This window comes from Myxococcus sp. RHSTA-1-4 (assembly GCF_020037125.1).
Classification (GTDB): Bacteria; Myxococcota; Myxococcia; order Myxococcales; family Myxococcaceae; genus Myxococcus.
In genome coordinates, this window is sequence record NZ_JAIQDG010000022.1 from 1 (window position 1) to 20837 (window position 20837).

A 20837-nucleotide genomic window follows, 5' to 3' on the forward strand; every position below is an offset into this window, starting at 1 on the left:
CAGGTGACAAGGCGGGGAGGTAAGGCCGAGAAGCGGTGAGCGCGTGGCGGGCCACTCGGAATGGCAGTTCCATTCCGGACCTGGGCGACCCGGGCGGGGGAGCTGACAAGGTGGAGAGGCCAGGCTCATGAGTGGCGAGCGCGTGGCGGGCCACTCGGAACGGAGGCTGAGGGTTGCTGGGAATAGCGTTGAAGCCTGTCCGCCAGGTGGGGAGCGGAGCAGGGGCTCCGAAGGGGACGAAGACGCAGGTCGGCACCCAGGCTGTACCCACCCCTTAATCGCCCTTATCGCCAGCAACCCTCGGCTCCATTCCGCGCAGGGCAGCCCGAGAAGGGGGAGCTGACAAGATGGAGAGGCCAGGCCCATGAGTAGCGAGCGCGTGGCGGGCCACGCGGAATGGAACTTCCATTCCGGACCTGCACGGCTCAAGGGAGGGCTGACAGTCTGGGCGGGGGGCAGGGCCCATGAGCGGTGAGCGCATGACCGGCCACGCGGAAATAGAAGTTCCATTACGGGCCCGAGCGGCGCAGGGGGCAGGCCGGGGAGGCGGGTCCGATGAATGGAGAGCGCCCGGAAGGCCGTTCGAAACGGACGCTCCATTCCAGACCTGCGCGGCCGGGGGACGACATGGCGGGAAAGCGGAGGCTGGGGCCTCGCACGCCCTCAGGCTCCGGGCACTCCGAACATGTCGGAGATGCCGTTCCTGCGACTGCGCGGCCGAAGTGGCTTCGCGGCAGGACTCATCCACGTCCTGAATCAGGGACCTGGCGATTGCGCCGTCAGCGAGCTGGCGGGCTAGGTACCGACGGCGGCGTGTAACACCACTGCGCCTGGATTCGGGCGTCCACCTGTTCCCGCAGGCGCTGCAACCAGCGACAGGCGTGCTCCGCTGGAGGGCCCACCGTTGCAACCGGGGCGCCGACGAGAGCTGCTCGCAGCAGGAGGGCCCACTCCAGGCACGTGCGAACGTCCAGTTCGCGCGTGCTGGGGCCGGGCTCCAGCCTCGCCGAACCGGGGCGTCCCGCCTCCAACCGCGCTCGTGCCCGGGACTCGAAGTCAGGGTCCCTCAGGAGCGCAGCCACCGTGAGCTGTGGGTGGACCCAACTCCCAACCGCCAGGCGCTCCCAGACGGCTGACAGGGCGCGCTCGCTCGCGCCCCCGAGCACCACGGCGGTGGCAGCCACCAGGTGCAGGCGCCAGTTCTTCTCCTTCAGCAGCGCGACGACCTCCGCATCCAGGTCGGCGCTGGCTTCCACCCCCGCCTCCATGTGCAGGAGGTACTCCGGTTCCAGGAGGTGGAGGAGCCCCGACAGACCCGGGACCCTCAGGATCGGCTCGATGAAGGAGGAATATCCGGCCCGCCGCGCTTCGCGCACGAACCCTCGATTCGCAGGCGGATACACTCTCGGCGGGTCGAGCCGGACACAGGTGAGCAGCGCGCCCTCCAGGTCGCATAGGAACAGGCTCGTGTCTCGCAGGTCCGCGTTGCGCAGGTCTGCCTTGAACAGCGTGGCCCTGTCGAACCGGGCATCGCGCAGCCGCGCGCGGCGGAAGGAGCCTCGCGCCAGGTTGGAGGCCGTGAGCACCGCGCCCTCCATGCAGGCATCATCCCAGCACGCCCCCAGCGCCACGCACGCCGTCAGGTTCGCGCGGCCCAGGCGCGCCCAGGTGAGCGCGGTGTCGGTCAGCGTCGCCATCTCGAACCGAGCCTCCTGCAGCCCACAGTCCCCCAGCCGCGCGCCGTCCAACCGCGCTCTGATGAGGTCCGCGCCGGGCAGTTCCTGCTGGGTCAGGTCGATGCCGCGGAGGTCGCCGAGGTTGTCACCGAGCACCTCCGTACCCGGGAACCCGGCCAGGACTTCGCGCCAGGGACCTTGCAGGCCCATGGAGATGAGCTGCTCGCGCCGGCGCTGACCGTCAGCGGTGTTCCAGCGTGCGACAAGCTCATCCGCGTGCATCAAGAGAGTTGCCTCCAACGCGCGGATGGGCGGCGCGTATCAGGGACCGAGGTCCCATCACGCTGTCACCACCGTGCACCTCTGGGAAGCGACTCCCGAGCTCAGGCCGCGTTACGCGGAGCGCCCGGATTCACGGGGGGAAACAAGTCCCCACCGGCCAGCTCGTGCACGCGCCACCGGTGGAAGACGAGGCGCGCGTCCACGGCGATGACGTCCTCCTCCTCCACCGTGGCCCAGTACGGCCCACCGCACAGCGACTCGCTGGCCACGATGAGCCGCTGCACCTGCGTGCCCACCGCCGGCAGCTCCGTCACCGTGTTCCGCGTCGTCGGCCCCGTGGACACGAAGAGGGTACGGTTCCGCCGCGAGGCCACCATCACCTCGCCATTCGTCACCAGGAAGTTCATCGCCGAACGGGGACCCTCCATCCCGGGCTGGTCCGTGATGGCCGCCACCAGCGACATCGTCTCCGCCACCGCGCGGGCCACGGACTCGACAGGGACCGAGTGCTCGAGCGGGTGCCGGGCCGCCAGCCGGGTCAGGAACAGGTAGAAGCACCGCTCGCTGTCCGTGGTGCCCTGGATGTGGGCCCGGAAGCTCGGGCTGATGAGCGCTTCCACGGCCGGCCGGTGCTTCGCGAAGTCGCGCACCGTGCCGTTGTGACCGAAGGTCCACCGGCCGTGGTGGAAGGGGTGCGAGTTGCGCAATTCCACCGCGCCCACCGACGCGAGCCGGATGTGCGCCACCACCGTGTGCGAGGACACACGGCTGCTCACTCGCTCGAAGTCAGGGTCGCTGTGCGCGGGGCCCACACCGTGAGCCACCAGCGGCAGCGGCTCCGCACCGTAGGCGGCGATTCCCCATCCGTCCTTGTGCTCGCGCGACTGGATGAGAAGCGAGTTCTTCTCCGTCACCAGCGCGGGGTGAACGGCGGCGGGCATCGCTGAACGAAATCCAAAGAGTCGGCACATGGCTGCGGCAGGTATTTATAACGCCCGGCCCCGACGAGAAGTTCTCACGCCCGCCGGGTTGGCGCCACCTGTCACAGCGACGCCAGTTCACGCGCAGGAATTCATCTCCTGCCGGACGACGACACGCCCGGCCTTCACCACCACGCGCGCGTGACCTACCCCTAGATGGTAGGGCAGATGCCGGTACGAAGCACAGCCGAAGACCACCAGGTCACCTGCATCTCCCACGGCCAGCCGTCCATGCGATTGCAGCCCCAACGACAACGCGGCGCCTCGAGTGGCCGCCCAGTACGCCTCCGCCGCGCTCAGCCCGTTTTCCAGACACGCCAGTCCCAGCACCAAGGCCACGTTTTCACTCATGGCCGAGCCAGGATTGACGTTTGAACCCAAAGCAATGTTGACGCCCGCGTCGCGCAACCTGCGCCCGGGGGCATAGGGACGCATGCGCAGGAAGAGGGTGGAGGTAGGCACCAGCACCGCGGTGACATTGGCCGCCGCGAGCGCCCGAAGCCCCGAATCCGTCACCTGCTCCAGGTGGTCGGCCGTTGCGGCTCCAAGCTCCGCCGCGAGTTCCGAGGCTCCACACGCGGTGAGCTGGTCCGCATGCAGCCGGGGCACCATGCCCAGCGCGCGGGCCGCGGTGAGGATGCGGCGGGCCTCTTCCACGGTGAAGGCGCTCTCCTCCGCGAAGACGTCGCAGAAGCGCGCCAGCCCCTCGCGCGCCACGGCGGGGATGATTTCGTCGATGCAGAGCCGGACGTAGTCCTCACGCCGGCCGCGGTACTCCTCCGGCACCGCGTGCGCGCACAGCAGCGTGGGCACCAACTCCATGGGCGTCAGCGCGCCCAGCCGGCGCACCACGCGCAGCATCTTCAGCTCGTTCTCCAAATCCAACCCGTAGCCGCTCTTCACCTCCGCCACCGTCACGCCGTGCGCCAGCAGCCGGTGGATGCGGGGCAGGGCGAGCCGCACCAGCTCGTCCTCGCTCGCGGCCCGCGTGGCGCGCACCGTGCTGATGATTCCGCCGCCCGCCTTCGCAATCTCCAGATAGGTGGCGCCCTGGTTGCGCAGGTCGAACTCCGCGGAGCGCTCGCCCGCGAAGACGAGGTGCGTGTGCGGATCCACGAAGCCGGGGCCCACGAAGCCGCCCTCCGCGTCCACCACCTCGGTGCCGGGGCCCACCGCTCCCACGGGCAACTCCCTCTCCAGGCCCACGTACGCCACGCGTCCCGCGCGCAGGCCCACGCAGGCACCAGGGCGCGGGGTGAGCGCGGTCTCCGCCTTCTCGCGGTGCGTTCCCTCCACCGTGAGGACCTCGGAGGTGTTGCGGACCAGCAAATCCAGCGCGTCCATGTGTCAGCGACCTCCGCGCACGCCCATGATGGGGACGTTCCAGCTCGCCCCGTTGCCCATCTTCACCCGGCCGAAGCCGCCGGACAGCTCCGCCTTCTCCAGCAGCTGCCCCCAGTTGAACCGCGCCGCCAGCACACCGCCGTAGTACACCGACGTGTCGCTCGCCCCGGACGAGCCGAGGGTGTGCCACGCGAAGAAGGGGACGACGCCCAGCGACACGTCCTTCTCCGGCTGGAACGTGAAGGCGCAGGACGCCTCCGCGCCGAACATGTTGCCGGGCCCGCCGCGCGAGTCGATGCCGAAGTCCGACGCCCCGCGCATCGCCACCGCGGGGGCCAGGCCCAACCGCTCCGAGCCCACGTAGTACGACGCGCCCGCGTACAGCCCGTAGCCGGGGATGGGCAGCGGCAGGAAGAACTCCCCTTGCAGGCCGGTGTGCAGGTGCAGCCGCTCGGTGAGGGGCCACGTCACGGCCGCGTCGAACGCCATGCCCCACTGCTGCGTGGAGAAGCTGGCGTCGTCCCCGCGGAACCGCTCGCCCTCGGCCAGATTGGGCCGTGAGCCGGCGAGGGGCGCGGAGAGCCGCGGCCCCGTCCTCACGCCAATCTGGCCGAGCCGCTGGCTCGGGTCCCCCGGCCCCAGCCGCATCACCATGGGGCCCATGGCGGTGGGGGCGCACCCCGCCAGCACCGCGAGCGCGGCGGCCAATCCCAGGAAGGACCTCGAGCAGGCGCGGTGCATGGCGGCCTCCAGACTCAGACGGTGATGCCGGGAATCTTCACGCCGCGCTCCTTCGCCACCTCGATGGCCTCGGGGTAGCCCGCGTCAGCGTGACGAATCACACCCATGCCCGGGTCGCTGGTGAGGACGCGTTCAATCCGGCGCGCGGCCTCGGGCGTGCCGTCCGCGACGATGACCTGTCCGGCGTGCAGCGAGTAGCCCATGCCCACGCCACCACCGTGGTGGAAGGACACCCACGAGGCGCCGTTCACCGCGTTCACCAGCGCGTTGAGGATGGGCCAGTCCGCCACCGCGTCCGTGCCGTCCTTCATCGCCTCCGTCTCGCGGTTGGGCGACGCCACCGAGCCGCAGTCCAGGTGGTCACGGCCGATGACGATGGGCGCCTTCACCTCGCCCTTGCGCACCAGTTCGTTGAAGGCGAGGCCCGCCTTCGCGCGCTCGCCGTAACCCAGCCAGCAGATGCGCGCCGGCAGGCCCTGGAACGCGATGCGGTCCCCCGCCATGTTCAGCCAGCGCTGCAGCGACGCCTTCTGGGGGAACAGCTCGCGCACCGCGCGGTCCGTGCGGCGGATGTCCTCCGGGTCTCCGGACAGCGCCACCCAGCGGAACGGGCCCATGCCCTCGCAGAACAGCGGGCGGATGTACGCGGGCACGAAGCCGGGGAACTCGAAGGCGTTCTCCATGCCGCCCAGCTGCGCCTGGCCGCGCAGGTTGTTGCCGTAGTCGAACACGTGGCTGCCGGCGCGCTGGAAGTCGTTCATCGCCTGCACGTGCATGATCATCGACTCGCGGGCGCGGCGCACGTAGCCCTCCGGGTCGCGGCGGCGCAGCTCGGCGGCGGCCTCCAGCGACAGGTCCGTGGGGATGTAGCCGTTGAGCGGGTCATGCGCGCTCGTCTGGTCCGTGACGAGGTCCGGCTTGATGCCGCGGCGGTACAGCTCGCGGAACACCGAGGCCGCGTTGCCGATGATGGCGATGGAGCGGCCCACGCGCTTCTGCTGGGCGTCCTTCGCCAGCGCGAGCGCCTCGTCCAAATCCCTCGCGATGACGTCCAGGTAGCGCGTCTCCACGCGGCGCTGGGCGCGGGCGGGGTCGATCTCCACGCCGAGGAACACGGCGTTGTTCATGGTGGCGGCCAGCGGCTGCGCGCCGCCCATGCCGCCCAGACCGCCGGAGAGGACGAGACGGCCGGCCAGGTCCTCGCTGCCGAAGTGGAAGCGGCCGGCGGCGGCGAACGTCTCGTAGGTGCCCTGGAGGATGCCCTGCGTGCCGATGTAGATCCACGAGCCCGCGGTCATCTGGCCGTACATCATCAGGCCCTTCTTCTCCAGCTCGTGGAAGTGCTCCCAGTTGGCCCACCGGCCCACGAGGTTGGAGTTGGCGATGAGCACGCGGGGCGCGTCCGGGTGCGTACGGAAGATGCCCACCGGCTTGCCGGACTGGACGAGCAGCGTCTCCTCATCGGTGAGGCTCTGGAGGCTGGAGACGATGCGGTCGAAGGAGGGCCAGTCGCGGGCGGCCTTGCCGGTGCCGCCGTAGACGACGAGGTCCTGGGGGGCCTCGGCGACCTCCGGGTCGAGGTTGTTCATCAACATCCGGAGCGCGGCTTCCTGGACCCAACCCTTGCAGGAAAGGGTGGAACCACGGGCGGCGCGGATGACGCGGGACATGAACGGACTCCTGGGGTGTGGCTGACGGAAAGGCCCGGCACACTACCCGAACCCGCGCGGCGGAGGGACAGCGTGATGAGCCTGTCACACCGCGTCGTCAACCCCGCACTCCTGGAACCGTCCCAGGGGGAGGTACGCCCCGGGGATGGGCCGGGACGTCACCTCCGGTGTGGGCGATTCACTTCATGAGTGCAGCCTGCGCCCCGTGTCCCCCTCCGCGACGCGGATGCGGTTGAACACGTCGTGTACGCCACGCACCGCCACCACGAGGTCCTCGATGTCGCGGCGCTCCTGGCGGCTCTTCACCGTGCCGGACAGCGTCACCTCGCCCTGCTTCACCTGGACGTCCACGTCGCTGGCGTCATAGGGGCTGTCGATGAGCCGCTCGCAGATGTCCTCGCGGATGCGCTCGTCCGGGCGCACGTACCCGCGGGGGGCCTTGCCCAGGGCATGGGGCCGCTCCATGCCGAAGCGCCGGGCGCCCACGTCCAGGCCCTCGCCACGCTCGCGCGGGGCGCGTCCGGTCGCGTCGAGCAACCGGTCATAGCTGCGGTGCTGATAGCCCTCCTCGTAGCTCGAAGGACCCCAGCCGCCCTGGTTGTAGCCCCGCTGGGCGCCTCCCAGCCCATAGCCGCCACCGGGCCGGCGGCCCTGGCGGCCCTCGGGGTTCCACGTCTCGGACGAGTCTTCATATCGACGGTTCGCCATGTCGTGTCCTCCTCCCCGTCACGAGTGCAGCCCGCGGTCGTCGCCAGTGTCCGCTCCGGGCTGCTGCACGGGCTCCTGCGAGGCCTGACGGTGCATGATGCCCTCGGCCCGGTTGATGCGGATGTTGTTGGTGACTTCCCTCACACCCAGCACCTCCTCGGCCAGGTCCTCGATGGCGCGTTTCTCGTCGCGGCTGCGCACCGTTCCGGACAGCGTCACGTCGCCGTCCTTCACCCTCACGTCCACGTCCTCGGCGTTCATCCACCCCTGCATCAGCCGGTCACAGATGTCCGCGCGGATGCGGTCGTCCCCGCGCTGGTAGCTCCTGGGGCCACGGCCGGGTGACACGGGCCACGTGGGCACCTCCAGCCGGCTCGGCGTGGCGGAGCGGTACGTGCCCCCCAGGTAGCCGCCGTGGCCCAGCTCGTGGTCCTCCCGGCGCGTGGGGCTGGTGCCGTAGCCCACGCTGGGTGGCGCCATGTTCTCCACGCCCGGGCCATGGCCCCCAGGCTCCGTGCCGCCGTAGCGCGTGTCCTCCTCGGGCACGCGGCCCGTGCCGCCGCGCACGCCCCGCTCGCTGAAGTCGAAGTCGCGTCCGACGGGGCGCCGGAGGTCCCTCGCTTCCAGCGCACTGGGGCCTCGCGTGCCGAAGCCGTAGCGTCCGCGCTCCGGTCCGCCGCGGCCCACGTCGCCGCCATAGCGTTCGTAGTCGCGGCCGCCTCCCGTCTCATACGACGCTCCCGCGCCCAGCCCGTATTGGCCCTGGCCCCAGCGGTCCGTGTCGTAGGGCAGGCTCGTGGGCCGCGTCCGGTCTCCATAGCGGCGAGGTCGCTCGCGCTCCTCGCGAAGCTCTTCCTGGAAGGAACGGAAGGAGCCGCTCGGGCTATAGCCGGGCTGACGGGAGATGCGCTCCGGGTCGAGCTCCCGGCCACGGCGGTCCAGCTCGCGGTCGCGGTCGAAGTCCCGGCCATACTCCCGCGCACGGTCCAGGTCCCTGGCCGCGCGGCCGAAGTCCCGGTCCATCTCGTAGTCGCGCGTGTCCCGGTCGCCCGTCAGCGTGCGGTAGCTCCGGTCGCGGTCGAAGTCTCGGGAGGGGCGTTCATAGCCCCGGTCCTCGTCCTGCTCCCCGCGCCCAACGCTGTACCCACGTCCGTAGTCGGTGAGCTCCCGGCCCTGGCCCCTGCGCAGGTTCTCGTCCGCGCCCCGTTCGTCGCGGCCGCCCCAGGCGCGCCGCTCGGGGCCGCGCTCATAGCCGTGCTCGTCCCAGTCCCTTGCGTAATCCCCGCGCCTGCCCGCCTGATACTCCACCTGCTCCCCCCTCCGCAGCTCTGCATCCCCGGACCGCCGCCCGCGGTCGTCGTCGCGCCTGCCGTTCATCGCGTCGCCTCCTATGTGTCACGTTCGCCTTGGCTTCGACTCCAGACGTTTTTGACCCCGAGTGGTCCCGGCAACGCGCCCCTGCCATGCCCGCAGCCCCGACAGGCATGGCAGGGGCCCGGAATGCAGCCCGTTGATGCCGTGTGTCATGCGCGGGATGGGCCCGGCCGCGGCCGGCTCCGTCTTCCTCCTCATGGACATCGGCGGGCCCCGCTGGGAGGGGCAGTGGCCCCAACCCGGGGTGTAGGCCCGGGGAGCGGGCCTGGGCAGGCGGCTCCCGCGTTCGCACGCGGCCCGGGACGGGTAGACTCGCGCTCGCCACGGCCGGGCAGCCGGCCGCATGGCCCCTGGAGGGCGTGTCATGGCTGACGGACATGGGGACGAGCAGCAGGCACGGGACACCCTGGCGGCGGCGCGCGCGCCCGTGCCGCCGAGTGCCCAGCCACCCGAGGAGCCCCGGCCTCCCCGCGTGGGCCCGATGGGCGAGGTGGCCGGCGGCATTCCCGCGGTGGTGTCCACGATGAAGCACGCCTGGGGCGAGATGGGCCCGGTGCGCGGCACCCGGCTGCTGCTCCAGGTGAACCAGAAACACGGCTTCGACTGTCCGGGCTGCGCGTGGCCGGACCCGGGACACCGCTCGGTGGCCGAGTTCTGCGAGAACGGCGCCAAGGCCGTGGCGGAGGAGGGGACCACGGCGCGCGTGACGCCGGACTTCTTCCGGAAGTGGAGCGTGGCCGAGCTGTCCCGCCAGACAGACCACTGGCTCGGCAAGCAGGGCCGCCTCACGCACCCCATGGTGCTGCGCGAGGGGGCCACGCACTACACGCCCATCTCCTGGGATGAAGCCTTCGCGCTGGTGGCCGAGGAGCTGAACGCGCTCGCTGCTCCGGACGACGCGTGTTTCTACACCTCCGGGCGCGCGAGCAACGAGGCCGCGTTCCTCTACCAGCTCTTCGTTCGGCAGTTCGGCACCAACAACCTGCCGGACTGCTCCAACATGTGCCACGAGTCCAGCGGCACGGCGCTCTCCGAGACCATCGGCATCGGCAAGGGCACCGTCACGCTGGAGGACTTCGACAAGGCCGACGCCATCTTCGTCATCGGCCAGAACCCGGGCACCAACCACCCGCGCATGCTCACGTCGCTCCAGGCCGCCGCGCGCCGGGGCTGCGAAATCGTCAGCATCAACCCCCTGCCGGAGACGGGGCTCAACCGCTTCAAGCACCCGCAGGAGGTGCTGCGGCTCATCGGCCCGGGCACGGCGCTCAACACGCTGTTCCTCCAGGTGCGCATCAATGGCGACGTGGCCCTGCTGCAAGGGCTGGCCAAGGCGCTGCTGGAGATGGAGGACGCGCGGCCGGGCACGGTGGTGGCGCGGGCGTTCATCGAGGAGAAGACGCTCGGGTTCGACGCCTGGGCGGCTGGGATTCGCGCGGCGCGCTGGGAGGACGTGGTGGAGGGCTCCGGGGTTCCGCGCGAGCAGATTGTCGCCGGAGCGGAGATCCTCGCGCGCTCCGAGCGCACCATCTTCTGCTGGGCCATGGGGCTCACCCAGCACCGGAACGCGGTGGCCAACATCCAGGAGATCGTCAACCTGGCGTTGCTGCGCGGGAGCATCGGCAAGCCGGGCGCGGGGCTGTGTCCGGTGCGCGGGCACAGCAACGTGCAGGGCGACCGCACCATGGGCATCTGGGAGCGGCCGAAGCCCGGGTTCCTGGACGCGCTGTCCCGCGAGTTCGGCTTCGAGCCTCCGCGCCACCACGGCATGGACACCGTGGACACGATTCGCGCCATGCACGACGGGCGCGTGAAGGTGTTCTTCGCGCTGGGAGGCAACTTCCTCTCCGCCACGCCGGACACGGAGCTCACCGCCGAGGCGCTGCGCCGCACGCGGCTCACCGCGCACGTATCCACCAAGCTCAACCGCGCGCACCTGGTCCACGGGCGGCGGGCGCTCATCCTCCCGTGCCTGGGCCGCACCGAGCGCGACGTGCAGGCCGGTGGGGCGCAGTTCGTCACGGTGGAGAACTCGATGGGCGTCGTCAGCGCGTCACGCGGCGCGGTGGACCCGGCGTCGGAGCACCTGCTCAGCGAGCCGGCCATCGTCGCGAGGCTGGCGGTGGCGGTGCTGGGCGAGCGCTCGAGGGTGCCGTGGACATGGCTGGTAGAGGACTACGACCGCGTCCGCGAGCTCATCTCCCGCGTCATCCCCGGGTTCGAGGACTTCAACCGGCGCGTGAGGGAGCCCGGAGGCTTCTACCTGCCCAACGGTCCACGCGAGGGACGGTTCACCACGGAGAGCGGCAAGGCGCACTTCACGGTGCACGCACTGCCCCGGCTGGAGCTGGCGCCCGGGCAGTTGCTGATGATGACCATTCGAACCCATGACCAGTTCAACACCACCGTGTATGGACTGGATGACCGCTACCGGGGCATCCGCAACGGGCGGCGGGTGGTGCTGCTGCACCCGGTGGACATGAAGGAGCTGGGGCTCAAGGAAGGGCAGATGGTGGACCTGACGAGCCACTTCCAGGGCGAGACGCGCGTGGCGCGGCGGTTCCGGGTGGTGCCGTACAACATCCCGCGCCGGTGCGCGGCCACGTACTTCCCGGAGGCCAACGTGCTGGTCCCCGTGGACAGCTTCGCGGAGAAGAGCCGCACGCCCGCGTCGAAGTCCGTGGTCATCACCTTGTCCCCGTCCGCGGAGGCGCCGACGCTGCCTTCGGGGGCGGTCACGTGAGAGCCCATGCTTCCGACCGGTGAGGCCGCGTGGCCGGAGTCGCTCCGGCCGCTCTACGAAGGGGTGACGGGAACTCCGGCGGCGGAGGCGGTGGCCGCATCCGCGCACTGGCGCGAGTCCTTCGCGCAGTGGGTGCGTGGGGCCTCGCTGGAGGAGCGCACCGTGGCGGAGCTCGCCGCATGGGCGCGGCTGGACTCCGGTGAGCGGACCCCCGGGGAGCTGCTGTTCCTGCTGTCGTCGTGCGGCGAGCTGCTGTGGCCGTACGCGGCTCCGCATTCCGGACTGCTGCGGCGGTTGCTGTGGCGGCAGGAGTCCATGCTGGGCGCGCTGCAAGACACGGGGGACTCCGAGGGCGTGACGCGGCTGCGGCGTGAGACGGACGCGGTGATGTCCACGGTGCTCACGCGCTACCTGAAGCGGCACCCGGAGTCGCTGCTGACGCTGGTGGAGGATACGCCGTGCACGTTCGACGGGCGGGCGCTGCGCTTCCAGGGCTCGGTGGAGGTGGACCTCAAGCAGGTGCTGGGGCCGGGGGCGAAGTCGATTGGCCTGCTGGAGCAGTTGCGGGCGCTGCTGCCCACGACGCCCGCGGAGGGACGGGACAAGCTGGCGGAGTTCATCCGCTCGCGGGCGGCGCGGATTCCGTGGCGTGAGGCGTCGGAGGTGCTGGCGGAGCGGCTGTTCTCGCTCGCCACGTCCCCCGAGGGCCGCAGCGGGATGAGTGGCTTCCTCGCGTGCTACCCGGCCGGGCGCCGGGAGCCGGACTGGTGCGCGCGGGCGGGGATGTTGCTGTCGCGAACGCTGGAGGTGGGTGGCCCGGCGGAGGTGGTGGAGAACCTGTGCGAGCTGCTGGCTCGCTTCGATGCGCCGCCGGTGGATGGCTTGCGTGGAGCCCTGGGCGCGCTGGTGGGCGGCGACTTCGAGGCCACGGCGGACCTGGGGCCGGTGCGCTTCGTGCTGGACCACTGCCAGGCCACGCTGCGCAAGGGCGAGCCCGGGCTGGTGCTGACGCTGCTGTGGTTGGAGGAACGGCTGTTCCGCGCGGCGGTGAAGAAGGGCCTGCCGGACGCGTTCGAGCGGCGCGGCCGGGTGCGCGCGAAGCTGAAGCCCTCGGCGTCGGAGCTCGCCACGCTGTGCTGGCTGGCGGAGGAGTGCGCGGAGCTGTGGCCTCGCTTCGCGGCGGGCGGAGTGCGGCCGGGGATGGATGAGCTGGCGGCGTGGCGGCAGGAGGTGGCCACGCGGATGGGGCGCAAGCCCATGCTTCGCAAGGCCGCCATCGAGTTCTTCCTCTGGTGCGCACCGGATGCGGCGTCGTCCGAGGCGGAGCTCGCGGTGCTGGCGCTGGTGCGCACGGCGACGGACCGGCGGCAGGTGCGAAAGCTGAAGGAGCATCCGTCCTCACGGGTCCGGTTCCGCGTGCGCACGTTGCAGTCGTGGCTGCAAGGGAGCGGGAAGAGTGAGGCGGCGCCTCCCGTGGAGCCGGCGGGAGGCTCGGGGCCGTCCACGGTGACAGAGGCGCTGCGCCACCTGCATGTGACGCGCGCCGTACCGCTGGGCGGGCGGACCTGGCTGCGGGACAGGGACCTGGAGGAGCTGTTGCTCGGGGCCGTGGGGCGGGTGGAGGCGGAGTTCGCCACGCGCTACCCGGAGCGGTTTCGCGAGGACACGGCGGAGCTGGTCGCGGGACTGCTGGAGGGACTGCGCACCGAGCTGGAGCGCGTGAGGGCGGACCTGTCCGCGTTGCTGACGCAGGGACAGCCGGCGCCGCTGGAGATCGGCTTCACGGTGCGGCGTGGCCTGCGTCCGCCTGAGCCGGACGGAGAGGAAGGGGCGCGGCAGGACACTGTTCCGCTGGGGCCAGGCGTAGAGGCGAATCTGGGCAGCACGGCCCTGGCGGAACCCGCGGTGGAGGCCATTCGCGCCACGTCTCCAGACGAGGAGCTCGCTCCATCCGCACCGTCTCTTCCTCGGTCAGCCGGCGTGGAAGTGGCCTTCGTCCTCAAGGCCGACGTGGACGGCTTCGTCCGCACCGAGCGCGTCGCGGTCGTGCAGGTGATGAAGCTGGAGCAGCGTGGGGAAGGGCAGTGGATGCCCACGTTCCGGCTCGGGCGGGAGCACCTGGATGCGCTGCTGTGCCGGACCGATGCCGCGTTCTGCCTGTTCCTGGCTCCTCCGATTCCGCGCGCCGAGTGCTGGATGGTACCAGCGCGCACGGTGCGCGGATTGATGGAGGCCCAGCGCTCGTTGTCGGGGGTTGGCCGCGAAGGGGTGCGGCGCGTGGCCCGCTCGCTGGCCTGGTGGCTGGTCGGGGACCTCGTGGGCCTGTGGACGGGAGACGAGCGCCCTGAAGCCCTGGCGTGGGAGGGCACACCGCGAGATGCGCCGGACTTCGTCGTGGAGCTCAGCCTCCTGGGGCAGAGCTCCAGGCACTGAGTTCCTGGCCCTTTTCACATTCAGGGAGGTGCCCCGTCCCTCTTTGGCAACAGGTGCAATCCAGCCCACCTGAGCCAAGGAAGGAATGACTCATGCCCCTCCCCACCATGCGTGCCGCCCAGAGCACGGGCGCTTCGGGAACCTACTTCAAGGCACGTGGCGGTCTCTCCTCGGAGAGACGCACCTCGCATCCGTCGCGGCGCGAGTCCCCCGCGCGCGCCCATGGCACGGGGAGCGCACCGCGCACGCGGGGTGGCACGGCGGCCGTGGCGCAGCCCTTCATTGGTCTCGCGGACCTGTTTGGCGGGAACGACTGGGTGCCCACGGGCGGCGTCCCCGCCACCGCGGCCAACTTCGAGAACCTGCGTCATGCGCCGAACGGGACGATCTGGTGGAGCGAGCTGCGGCAACTCATTCCGGCTGGAACGCCGAACACCTACGAGTTCGGCCCGCGAGCCCCCCGCGGCTTCAAGTTCGAGTGGGTGGAGCCCGGCCCCACGCGCTACCACGTCCATGGACACGAACCGGACGCCGGAGCGCCCATCGGGGGCGCTGGCGGCGCGGGCTGGGTCGTCCGCATCAGGCGCAACAACGTGTGGCTGCTCGCCGCGCCCTGGGCTCCCGCGCACCCCGCGGGGATGGCCCCAACGGACTGGTCGGCCGCCGGCGGCGCCGCGGCGCTGGCCCACATCCCGTTCGACCCCAATCAGTAGCGGCCCTCAGGGCCGGAACTCCCAGTGCCACGGCTCCGAGGGGACGGTGCGCACGAAGCCGAAGTTCTTCGCGTTGTTGGCGAGCCAGCGGTACGTGGCAGTCCCGGTGCCGCCCACGTTGATGTCCACGGCGATGCCGCCCTGGTGGTTGGAGTAGCCCGGCTTCGCGGCGAGGTTGCCCGTGCCGTTCTGGTACGCCCGGTATAGGGCCTGCTGTTCCGCCATGGAGCGGAAGCCGCTGTTGACCTTCAGCGTGATGCCCGCGGACTTCGCCGCCGCGTACATCCGGTTGAAGGCGGCCGCCGCGTCCGAGCGCATCTCCTTCCCGTTCGGGATGGCCGCGAGGGAGATCTTCCGGGGCGAGCCATTCACATAGCCGGTGACGACCCGTCCGCCGCTGCCCGTGTTGCCGGTGGACACGTTGCCCTGCACCTTGATGCCGAGCTTGTCCCACGTCTTGGGCCCCACCACACCGTCGGCCGCCAGGCCCCGGGACTGCTGGAACGCCTTCACCGCGGCTTCCGTCTTGGGGCCGAAGGAACCGTCGGCCGTACCGGAATTGAAGCCCAGCACGTTGAGGCGCTGCTGCAGCGCACGCACCGGCTCGCCCTTCGCTCCGAGGCGCAGCGTGGGCCCCGAGCCACCCGCAGACGCCGTGGCATTAAGCGCGCTCCACGTCTTGGGCCCGACGATGCCGTCGGCGGCGAGCCCCCGGGCCCGCTGGAAGGCCTTCACCGCGGCCTCCGTCTTGGGGCCGAAGGAGCCATCCGCGGCGCCCGGGTTGAAGCCGGCGGCCTTGAGCTTGTTTTGCAGCGTCACCACGGCGGCGCCCTTCGAGCCCTCACGGAGCGTGGGCGAAGCGGCGGCGGTCGTCTGGCGGAGGGCGGGGGCGGAGGCTCGGGCGATGGCGACCATGGGGGGCGATGGTCCTTTCCCTGAAATCGAGAATCGCCCCTATTTTCCGACGCGCCGCGAGAAAGTTGCCTCGCGGCGCGTCACCCCCGTCGATTTCAGCCCCGATCCACCCGAATGCGCGCGGGCAGTCCGTTGAGGCTGACCTCTTCCTCACTGCCGGTGAGACCCTCGGGGCCGACGTGGATTTCGGAGGCCAGCGTCTCGCGGGAGATGAGCTCGCGGGCCTCGTCCGTCACCCGCTTCACGCGGGCGTCGCCGTCCACCCAGAGGCGGATGCGGTCCGTGTAGCCCAGCTCCATGTCCTTGCGCGCGCCCTGCACGCGGGCGAGCAGCTCGCGCACGAGGCCCTCGTCCACCAGCGCCTCCGTCAGCTCGGTGTGCAGCACCACCACGCCCACGCCCGCGCCCGCCGCCGCGTAGCCCGGAGTCGCCTCCACCAGCGTCTCCAGCTCCTCCGCGGGGAACACCATGTCCTCGCCGGCCACGTTCATCGCCACGCGGCCCGTCCGGAGCAGCTCACCGTGCAGCGCGCGGCCGTCCGCCGAGTCGAACGCCTTGCGCACCGGCGCCAGCTTGGGCCCGAGCCGGCTGCCCACCGCGCGCAGGTTGGGACGCACGCGGTAGCGCACCACGTCCGCCTCCTTGCTGCCCGGCTCCAGGAAGCGCACCTCGTGGACGTTCAGCTCGTCCGCGATGAGGTCGCGGTACACCGCCACGCGCTCCGTCAGCTCCTTGCGCGCGAGGATGACGTCCGCGCGCGACAGCGGCTGGCGCACCTTGAGCCGGTTGTCCGTGCGCACCTTCAGGCCCAGCGACACCAGCTCGCGCACCGCGCCCATCTCCGCCGCGAGCCCCTCGTCCATGAGGCGCTCGTCCACCTCCGGGAAGCGCGCGAGGTGCACGCTCTCCGGCTGGGACACCGGCCACGGCTTGCGCACCAGGTTGCTCCACAGCTCTTCCGCGAAGAAGGGGATGAAGGGCGCGGACATCGCGGCGATGGTGGTGAGGCACTCGTACAGCGTGTAGTACGCGTCCCGCTTGTCCTGCTCGAAGCCGGGCGCCCAGTAGCGCGGACGGCCGCGGCGCACGTACCAGTTGGAGAGCGCGTCCACGAGCGCCACCAGCCGCTGGGCGGCGTCGTACACCTGGTAGGTGTCCAGGGCCTTGGACACCTCGCGGAGGGCGAACTGCACCTCCGAGAGAATCCACCGGTCCAGCACCGGCCGCTCCTTCACCTCGCGCCAGCCCTCGCTGCGCCGCACGGCCAGCCACGGCGCCTCGGAAGCGTCCGCGTTGCCCGCGGCCGGATTGAAGCCGTCGATGTTCGCGTAGATGGTGAAGAACGAGTAGACGTTGCGCAGCTTGACCTGGAAGTCCTTCTGCAGGAGCCGCACGTTCGCCAGCGAGTGGCGCGTGTTGGACCAGGACGGGCTCGCCGCGAAGAAGAACCAGCGGAACGCGTCCGCGCCGGGAGCGCGGGTGGACGGGTCTCTCAGCACCACGCGCTCGGAGGCCGCCAGCCGGGGCACCTCCACCGGCATCACGTCCGCTCCGCGCGCGGAGGGCGCCACGCCGAGCGCCTGAAGCGCACCGGGGGCGAGCAGGGCCACGCGGCGCTTGAGCTTCTTGTGCGCCTTCACCGTGACGGTGACGACGGTGTCCGGCCGGTCCGGACGGAAGAGCTGCACCTTGGCGCCCTCCTGGAGGTCCAGGCCCTCCAGGTCCTCGCGGGCGATGAGCACCACGCCGGCCTCGCCCGGCGCGCCGGCCTCCGCGGCGGTCAGCACCGCGAAGTCCATGCGCACCTCGTCGAGGATGATCTCCGGCGGGGTGTAGTTGCCCTTGGACTTGGACTCCTTCTTGCCGTCCTTGTCCGAGACGTGGCCGAGCACGATGCAGTTCTTGTACGGCTGCGGCCAGCCTCGCGGGGGCGTGAGCCCCATGCGCTGCTGCGTCTCCTCGTCGAAGACGAGCGTGCTCACCATCAGCAGCGAGTAGAACCAGCCGCGCGTCTGGTCGATGGCCTCGGAGATGAAGTCCGCGGGGAAGGTGCGGTTGAAGACCTCGCGCGAGCCCGGCGCGTGCGGGAAGCCCCACTGCGCGAAGGGCATGCAGCCCGAGTCGAACCACACGTCCACCACCTCGGGCACGCGCTGGAAGCGCCCCGGGGTGCCGGGCTTCTCGTACGTCACCTTGTCAATCCACGGCTTGTGGACGATGAGGTGCTCGGTGTTGGCCTCGTGCGGCTTGCCTGCGAGGAAGGCGCGCAGCTCCGCCTCCACCTCGGCCAGGTTGTTGCCCGGCTTCTCACGCAGGGCCTGGAGAGAGGGGATGGCCTCCACCTCTCCCGTCTCCGAGTGCACCCACAAGGGCAGCGGCGTGCCCCAGTAGCGCTCGCGCGAGAGGGCCCAGTCCACGTTGTTGGCGAGGAAGTCGCCGAAGCGGCCTTCCTTGATGTGCTCGGGCACCCAGTTGACGGCGCGGTTGTTGGCGATGGCCTGGTCCTTCACCGAGGTGGTGCGGATGTACCAGGCGGGCCGGGCGTACTGGATGAGCGGGTCGTTGTCCGCGCGCCAGCAGAAGGGGTACTCGTGCTTGTACTGCTCGGTGAGCAGCAGCAGGCCGCGCTCCTTCAGGTCGCGCTGGATGTCCTTGTCCGCCTCCTTCACGAAGCGGCCCGCAACCAGGGGCACGTCCTCCACGAAGGTGCCGTCCGGCTTCACCGCGCAGAAGATTTCGAGCGCGTCCGGGTTGGCGAAGCGCGGCCTGTCACGGCGGAACGTCTCGTAGTCGTCCTCACCGAAGGCTGGCGCCGTGTGGACGATGCCCGTGCCACTGTCGAGCGTGACGAAGTCCGCGCCCACCACGCGCCACGCCTGCGCGTCCGTGCCGCCGTCCTTGAGGGGCAGCTCCACGTTGCCGGCGCGCTTGAAGTAGAGGTCGAAGGGCGGGGTGTAGCGCCGGCCCACCAGCTCGCTGCCCTTCTGCGTGGCCAGCACGGGCAGGTCCTTCTTGAGCTTCTTCGCCAGCTCCTCCCGCAGCGCCGCGGCGAGGATGAGCTTGCGGTCCCCCGCGTCCACGGTGACGTAGTCCACGGACGGGTTGATGGCCGCGTACATGTTGGACGGCAGCGTCCAGGGCGTGGTGGTCCAGATGAGCAGCGCGGTGTCCGGCGTGTCACGCAGCGGGAAGGCGACGTAGACGCTCGGGTCGTCCACCGTCTTGTAGCCGAGGCCCACCTCGGCGGCGCTCAGCGCGGTGCCGCCCTGCGGCCACCACCACACCACCTTGTGGCCCTGGTACAGCAGGCCCTTGCGGTACAGCTCGGACAGCGCCCACCACACGCTCTCCACGAAGCTGCGGTGATAGGTGACATACGCCGTCTTCAGGTCCACCCAGAAGCCGATGCGCTCGGTGAGCCGCTCCCACTCGGTGGTGTACCGGAAGACGGACTCGATGCAGCGCTCGGTGAAGGGCTCCACGCCGTAGCGTTCAATCTCCGCCTTGCCGTGGATGCGCAGCTCCTTCTCGACCTCCACCTCCACGGGCAGGCCGTGGGTGTCCCAGCCGGCCTTGCGGGGGACGTAGTGCCCCCGCATCGTCTGGTAGCGGGGGAACAGGTCCTTGATGACGCGCGTGAGGACGTGGCCGTTGTGGGGCAGGCCGTTCGCCGTGGGCGGGCCCTCGTAGAAGACGAAGCTGGGGGCTCCCTCGCGGCCCTCGAGCGTGCGCTCGAAGATGCGGCGCTCCTTCCAGAAGGACAGGATGCGGCGCTCGTCCGCGGGGAAGTCGAGTTCGTTGGAAACCGTGGAAAAGAGGGGCTGAGCCATGGCGCGGGGAAGATAGCACCAGGGCTCGCCGGGGAATTACCCAACCAACTCCACCTTCTCCAGGTAGTTCGGGACGTGGGTCTTCCAACCTTTTGCCTGCACCCGCTGCTGGAGGGCCGCCAGCGCCTCGGGCTCGCCGTGGACGAGCAGCGTCTGCCGGGGTGGCGACTCGAAGCCCTCCATCCAGCGCATCGTCTCCGTCCAGTCCGCGTGCGCGGAGAAGCCGCTCACCGACTGGATGTCCGCGGCCACCGGCACCATCTGCCCGTGGATGCGGACCTCCTTCTCCCCATCCAGCATCCGCCGCCCGCGCGAGCCCACGGACTGATAACCCACGAACAGCACCGTGTTGCGAGCATCCGGCAGCCGGTGCTTCAGGTGGTGCAGCACCCGTCCGCCCGTGGCCATGCCGGACGCTGAGATGATGATGGCCGGGCCCTCGTGCAGGTTCAGCCGCTGACTCTCCTGGGGTGAGGTGACGAACTTCGTCCGCCGCGTGGCCAGCGGGGAGGACCCACGCTCCATCCGCGACTTCATCACCAGGTCGTGCTCCTCCGGGTGCGCCAGGTAGATGGGCGTCGCGTCACACGCCATGGGCGAGTCCACGAACACGTCCACCACGGGTATCCGCTTCTCGTCCTCCAGCTGGCGCAGGTGGTAGAGCAGCTCCTGCGTCCGGCCCACCGCGAACGCGGGAATCAGCACCACGCCGCCGCGCTCGAACGCGCCCATCACCGCTTCGCGGAGCGATTCAATCGGCTTCGTCTCCTTGTGCTGGCGGTCTCCGTAGGTGCTCTCCACCACCAGCGTCGTCGCCGAGGCCACGCTCTGCGGGTCTCTCAGGATGGGCGCGTGGTAGCGCCCCAGGTCGCCGCTGAACACCACCCGCTGCCGGGTGCTCTTCAGGTCGAAGATGCACACCGCCGAGCCCAGGATGTGGCCCGCCCGGTAGAAGGTGAGGGTGATGCCCGGGAGGATTTCCTTCGGCCGCTCGTAGCCGAACGTCTCGAAGAGCCCCACGGCCCGCTCCGCGTCCGGCACCGTGTACAGCGGCAGCGCCGGGTGGTGCTTGGAGAAGCCCTCCTTGTTCGCGTAGCGCGCCTCCTCCTCGTGCAGGTGCGCCGAGTCCGGCAGCAGCAGCGCGGCCAGGTCTCTCGTCCCGGGCGTGGAGTACACGGGGCCGTCGTAGCCGTCGCGCACCACCCTGGGCAGGTCGCCCGTGTGGTCGATGTGAGCGTGGGTCAGGACGATGGCGTCCAGGCTGGAGGGCGAGAGGGGGAGCGGTTGCCAGTTCCGCTGGCGCAGCTCCTTCTGACCCTGGAACAGACCGCAGTCGACGAGCACCTTCCGGCCGTCGTGTTCGAGGAGGAATTTGGAGCCGGTCACCGTGCCGGCGGCACCGAGAAAGTGGATGGAGGCCATGGGCCC

The 20837-nt window shown here is 70.6% G+C and carries 13 protein-coding genes; 3 read left to right on the forward strand and 10 right to left on the reverse strand.

What is annotated here, in order from left to right:
* Window positions 1-779 precede the first annotated feature (779 nt).
* The 7 genes from K8638_RS27175 to K8638_RS27205 all read right to left on the reverse strand — a co-directional run bounded on the left by K8638_RS27175 (window position 780) and on the right by K8638_RS27205 (window position 8778).
* A complete protein-coding gene (locus K8638_RS27175) occupies window positions 780-1958 on the reverse strand; it encodes a pentapeptide repeat-containing protein (protein ID WP_223757679.1) in 1179 nt (392 codons plus the stop codon).
* A gap of 101 nt (window positions 1959-2059) precedes the next feature.
* Window positions 2060-2929, reverse strand: coding sequence for a class II glutamine amidotransferase (locus K8638_RS27180; protein ID WP_223757549.1), 870 nt, complete (start codon window positions 2927-2929; stop codon window positions 2060-2062).
* Window positions 2930-3016: 87 nt separating this feature from the next.
* A complete protein-coding gene (hutI, locus tag K8638_RS27185) occupies window positions 3017-4282 on the reverse strand; it encodes an imidazolonepropionase (protein ID WP_223757550.1) in 1266 nt (421 codons plus the stop codon).
* Window positions 4283-4285: 3 nt separating this feature from the next.
* Complete coding sequence (locus tag K8638_RS27190; protein WP_223757551.1) at window positions 4286-5023, reverse strand: hypothetical protein; 738 nt, start codon at window positions 5021-5023, stop codon at window positions 4286-4288.
* 14 nt (window positions 5024-5037) lie between these two features.
* Window positions 5038-6693 carry a urocanate hydratase gene (hutU, locus tag K8638_RS27195; protein WP_223757552.1) on the reverse strand — a complete coding sequence of 552 codons (1656 nt, stop codon included), beginning with the start codon at window positions 6691-6693 and terminating at the stop codon, window positions 5038-5040.
* Window positions 6694-6876: 183 nt separating this feature from the next.
* The gene (locus K8638_RS27200; RefSeq protein WP_223757553.1) at window positions 6877-7401 is read right to left on the reverse strand and encodes a BON domain-containing protein; all 525 of its coding nucleotides are present in this window, start codon (window positions 7399-7401) and stop codon (window positions 6877-6879) included.
* A gap of 18 nt (window positions 7402-7419) precedes the next feature.
* Window positions 7420-8778 carry a BON domain-containing protein gene (locus K8638_RS27205; protein WP_223757554.1) on the reverse strand — a complete coding sequence of 453 codons (1359 nt, stop codon included), beginning with the start codon at window positions 8776-8778 and terminating at the stop codon, window positions 7420-7422.
* A 361-nt stretch (window positions 8779-9139) separates the two neighbouring features.
* Between K8638_RS27205 and K8638_RS27210 the strand changes: the two genes are divergently transcribed.
* From K8638_RS27210 to K8638_RS27220, 3 genes are all read left to right on the forward strand, one after another.
* Window positions 9140-11518, forward strand: coding sequence for an FdhF/YdeP family oxidoreductase (locus tag K8638_RS27210; RefSeq protein ID WP_223757555.1), 2379 nt, complete (start codon window positions 9140-9142; stop codon window positions 11516-11518).
* 6 nt (window positions 11519-11524) lie between these two features.
* Window positions 11525-13951 carry a hypothetical protein gene (locus tag K8638_RS27215; RefSeq protein WP_223757556.1) on the forward strand — a complete coding sequence of 809 codons (2427 nt, stop codon included), beginning with the start codon at window positions 11525-11527 and terminating at the stop codon, window positions 13949-13951.
* Window positions 13952-14043: 92 nt separating this feature from the next.
* The gene (locus tag K8638_RS27220) at window positions 14044-14664 is read left to right on the forward strand and encodes a polymorphic toxin type 30 domain-containing protein (protein WP_223757557.1); all 621 of its coding nucleotides are present in this window, start codon (window positions 14044-14046) and stop codon (window positions 14662-14664) included.
* Window positions 14665-14670: 6 nt separating this feature from the next.
* On the opposite strand, the gene K8638_RS27225 is transcribed toward K8638_RS27220, so the two are convergent.
* The 3 genes from K8638_RS27225 to K8638_RS27235 all read right to left on the reverse strand — a co-directional run bounded on the left by K8638_RS27225 (window position 14671) and on the right by K8638_RS27235 (window position 20831).
* Entirely contained in the window at window positions 14671-15579 is a 909-nt protein-coding gene (locus K8638_RS27225) for a peptidoglycan-binding protein (RefSeq protein ID WP_223757558.1), read from the reverse strand.
* 95 nt (window positions 15580-15674) lie between these two features.
* A complete protein-coding gene (ileS, locus tag K8638_RS27230; protein WP_223757559.1) occupies window positions 15675-19409 on the reverse strand; it encodes an isoleucine--tRNA ligase in 3735 nt (1244 codons plus the stop codon).
* A gap of 36 nt (window positions 19410-19445) precedes the next feature.
* Window positions 19446-20831 carry an MBL fold metallo-hydrolase RNA specificity domain-containing protein gene (locus K8638_RS27235; protein WP_223757560.1) on the reverse strand — a complete coding sequence of 462 codons (1386 nt, stop codon included), beginning with the start codon at window positions 20829-20831 and terminating at the stop codon, window positions 19446-19448.
* Between the last annotated feature and the right edge of the window lie 6 nt (window positions 20832-20837).

Coding starts and splice junctions, on each gene's coding strand:
- hutU (WP_223757552.1), bottom strand. CDS start 6,693: ATGTCCCGCGTCATCCGCGCCGCCCGTGGTTCCACCCTTTCCTGCAAG.
- K8638_RS27215 (WP_223757556.1), top strand. CDS start 11,525: ATGCTTCCGACCGGTGAGGCCGCGTGGCCGGAGTCGCTCCGGCCGCTC.
- K8638_RS27205 (WP_223757554.1), bottom strand. CDS start 8,778: ATGAACGGCAGGCGCGACGACGACCGCGGGCGGCGGTCCGGGGATGCA.
- K8638_RS27220 (WP_223757557.1), top strand. CDS start 14,044: ATGCCCCTCCCCACCATGCGTGCCGCCCAGAGCACGGGCGCTTCGGGA.
- K8638_RS27175 (WP_223757679.1), bottom strand. CDS start 1,958: ATGCACGCGGATGAGCTTGTCGCACGCTGGAACACCGCTGACGGTCAG.
- ileS (WP_223757559.1), bottom strand. CDS start 19,409: ATGGCTCAGCCCCTCTTTTCCACGGTTTCCAACGAACTCGACTTCCCC.
- K8638_RS27200 (WP_223757553.1), bottom strand. CDS start 7,401: ATGGCGAACCGTCGATATGAAGACTCGTCCGAGACGTGGAACCCCGAG.
- K8638_RS27210 (WP_223757555.1), top strand. CDS start 9,140: ATGGCTGACGGACATGGGGACGAGCAGCAGGCACGGGACACCCTGGCG.
- K8638_RS27225 (WP_223757558.1), bottom strand. CDS start 15,579: ATGGTCGCCATCGCCCGAGCCTCCGCCCCCGCCCTCCGCCAGACGACC.
- K8638_RS27190 (WP_223757551.1), bottom strand. CDS start 5,023: ATGCACCGCGCCTGCTCGAGGTCCTTCCTGGGATTGGCCGCCGCGCTC.
- hutI (WP_223757550.1), bottom strand. CDS start 4,282: ATGGACGCGCTGGATTTGCTGGTCCGCAACACCTCCGAGGTCCTCACG.
- K8638_RS27235 (WP_223757560.1), bottom strand. CDS start 20,831: ATGGCCTCCATCCACTTTCTCGGTGCCGCCGGCACGGTGACCGGCTCC.
- K8638_RS27180 (WP_223757549.1), bottom strand. CDS start 2,929: ATGTGCCGACTCTTTGGATTTCGTTCAGCGATGCCCGCCGCCGTTCAC.